This is a genomic window from Mycobacterium arosiense ATCC BAA-1401 = DSM 45069, assembly GCF_002086125.1.
GTDB lineage: Bacteria > Actinomycetota > Actinomycetes > Mycobacteriales > Mycobacteriaceae > Mycobacterium > Mycobacterium arosiense.
On sequence record NZ_MVHG01000171.1, the window covers coordinates 1 to 2,862 of the forward strand.

3 protein-coding genes are annotated in these 2,862 nt (G+C 64.9%); all 3 read left to right on the forward strand.

Annotated features, from left to right (window positions below; all coding sequences use genetic code 11):
- Nucleotides 1–56: 56 nt before the first annotated feature.
- The 3 genes from BST14_RS27755 (at nucleotide 57) to BST14_RS27765 (ending at nucleotide 2,833) form a co-directional block, all read left to right on the forward strand.
- On the forward strand, nucleotides 57–887 hold the full coding sequence (locus tag BST14_RS27755) for a hypothetical protein (protein WP_036473965.1): 831 nt from the start codon (nucleotides 57–59) through the stop codon (nucleotides 885–887).
- Between the two features lie 370 nt (nucleotides 888–1,257).
- On the forward strand, nucleotides 1,258–1,926 hold the full coding sequence (locus BST14_RS31290; RefSeq protein WP_231122313.1) for a DUF3846 domain-containing protein: 669 nt from the start codon (nucleotides 1,258–1,260) through the stop codon (nucleotides 1,924–1,926).
- Between the two features lies 1 nt (nucleotide 1,927).
- On the forward strand, nucleotides 1,928–2,833 hold the full coding sequence (locus BST14_RS27765; RefSeq protein ID WP_142279660.1) for a hypothetical protein: 906 nt from the start codon (nucleotides 1,928–1,930) through the stop codon (nucleotides 2,831–2,833).
- Nucleotides 2,834–2,862 lie beyond the last annotated feature (29 nt).

Genomic DNA, 2,862 nt, shown 5'->3' on the forward strand with positions numbered 1-2,862 from the left:
TGTTGGTGTAGGGCAAGCCAGCTGGGCGGGCCCCGAAATCCCGGAAGGGGAGTGCCATGACTGCAGCAACGATCGATCGGGTTCCGGCGGCGGCCGTCGACAAGGATGGCGACATCGACTGGCGCGCGCTGCTCGAACAAGCGATGACGATGCCGGGCCGGCTGGGTGACACCTACTGCCGCTTTTACCAATATTCGTTGGCCAACCAGCTGCTGTTGTGGTCGCAAGGCGTCACCGAGCCGTGCGCGCCGTTCAAGGTGTGGAAGGCGCTGGGCCGTATCCCGGTCAAGGGCGGCGCCCGATTCGTGCGGCATCCGCGCCCGGTCTACGAAAAGGACGCCGAGACCGGTGACCGGGTGGTCAAGTTCACGCGGTTCGTGTTGCGGCGCAGCACATTCCCCTACTCGAACACGGTGGGTCCAGACATCGAATGGCCCGAGTTGCCCGCATGGGACACACAGCGTGCGCTGGCCGTTCTCAACATCGAGCAGGTGCCTTACGCGATGATCGACGGCAACTGCCAGGGGTACAGCTTCGAGCGGACGGTCGCGATCAATCCCGTGGCGAAGTTCCCGCTCAAGACCATGTTCCACGAGTTGGGGCATGTGATGCTCGGGCACACCACCGGCGGCGACGAGGGTGTGAGCCCCTGCAGCCGGGGGGTCGGCGAATTTCAGGCTGAATCGGTGGCCTACCTACTGGCTCACGAACTCGAGCTGAACGCGTGGGCGCCGGAGGAGTCACGCGCGTACATCCAGCATTGGCTGGGTGACGAGCAGGTCACGGACAACCACGTCCGTGCGGTGTTCACAGCGGTAGACAGGATCCTGAGAGCCGGCCGGACTCTGGCCGAGGTCCAGGACGACGAGGAGGCGATCGCCTCCTAACTGGGCCGCGCAGCGCGCGCCGGTGAACCCCAACATTCCCGCTCCGGCAGCTGTGCGCGCGTCTCCGGTGCCCGCTGGCTACCTCCCCTGTCGCCGGCGGGCACCGCTCAATTTGGGAGGCCTAGCGTCCCACCGCCCGGGCGCTCATCGCCCGACTCGGCACAGGGGCGGGGTGATGGGTATTGCAGCGGAGGCGAGCCGCCGCTGCTGCTGCTGCTGCGTCGTTGGGCGGCGGTGTGCTCGATGGTTGCTGTCGTCGGTGCTCGTGCTCGTGCTCGTGCTCGTTTCGGTGTCGGTGGGGCGCGGTAACGTTCGTCGTGTTGGCCAAGCCGTTGGGGCAGGGCCATGTTTCCCGGGAAAGGGGAGTGTTGTGACTGCTAGCGATGCACCGGTGGTGCTGAAGGTGGGCCTTGATCGGACGGTGACGCGGGTGCCGTTCATCGTGGATGAGCGCGAAGGTGCGGGGGCGCTGTTTCGCGAGCAAATCGGATGCGCGTTGTATGACGTGATTTCGCTAGATGATCGGCTCGATATGTGGGTAGACGATGAGGCGATCGTTGGGGTGGACCTGGACGACAGCGAGGCGTTGGCTGGCGTACTCAACGTCGTGGCAACCATGATTGCGATCCGCTACGGGCGATGGCAACCGGTGTTCGGCACGGCAGTGATCGCCCGTTTGGCGGGCGAGCGTGCCGCTGCGCTCGACGAGGACCAGCTAGCCAGACTGGAGGATTTGGCCGAGTTGTCGTCGGCTGTGTTCGCCGGTACGGACGCTTCACGTGTGGGCGAGGAGCCCAGTGTGGCAGTGCATTTGAAGATCAAGGTGGAGAACACCTACAGCGATGGCCACGAGTCCGAACAGGTCGAGAAGGTTCAAGTGGAGCCCTTCGAATACCTCGAGCATCTGTGGGAGCAGCTGCGGGAGTACACGGGCGACGGCCATGGCATTGGCCGAGACGTGGATGCCCTGTACACCGTGACCGTGCTGGAATCCCCTGAGCGTGCCGAGCTTGTGGGGCTGAGCAATGAGTGGGGCTGAGATGAGTGCACCGACCCCACCGGCAGCTGTGGTCGCCGCTGTGGCGGCGCTACGGGCCTCGTTCATGCATGAGTGCGACCAAAATTGCCCTACTAACTGCGATCTGAGCGATTACAGCGAATCTGCCTATCGCTCCCACGATGAGCACAACTTCGATGTGCGCGAGACGATCCATGACCGGGCGGCAGCCCTCGTCGAGGTGCTCGAGGAATGGCTGGGGTCGCCCCGCGGGGAAAGCCAGGGCGTAGACGTCGCCGAATCACCACGCGCGGAGGCATTGGTCGCTCCGCTGGTGGTATCACGCGACCCTAGCCTGTATCAGCAGTGGTGGGACCGCGAGGCGAACCGCGCCGAAATCGCCGACATGTTGGCACGGTTGGCCGGCGAGTGCGAAGCGGAGTACACGTTGCACGAGCTGATGCTGCAGGTCTTCCAAAGCGACCCGTCCGGGGCGAGCTGGCTACAGGTGCAAGGGCTAGTAGCGGGTGCTGACGTGCGGTGGCTGAGCTTGGACATAGATCCGGCTTACGACGGCCAGGGAGTGCTCGACGGGATCGACGTCGTTTTCAACCTGCACGTCGAAATGGCCAATATCGGCCAGCGGTGGCTCGCTGTGTCGGTGTATGTCGCCCGCCCTCACCGCGTGTTAGCGCCGCAAGCATCGGAGGCGGGGCTGGCCCTGGCCGAGGTTATCGACCAAGCGCTGGCGATGATCAACGGGGAGATCGCCGAGCGTGACGACTTCGCCGCGACATCACGACAGCTCCCATGGGGGTCTGCGCCTGCCGCCGGTGGCGGGGTGAGCCCGCGGCACGGGCCAGCGTGCTCGCTGCGCTTCGATGATGGCGTGGCCACCCAAGGGGAGGGCAACGGTGAACGGTCAGCCGTGCGGCTTCGTGACGGTTGAGGACATGTGTTGGCCGGACCCAACTGATC

Excerpts from the sequence above, each read along its gene's own strand:
- BST14_RS27755 (WP_036473965.1), top strand. The coding sequence starts at position 57 with ATGACTGCAGCAACGATCGATCGGGTTCCGGCGGCGGCCGTCGACAAG.
- BST14_RS27765 (WP_142279660.1), top strand. The coding sequence starts at position 1,928 with ATGAGTGCACCGACCCCACCGGCAGCTGTGGTCGCCGCTGTGGCGGCG.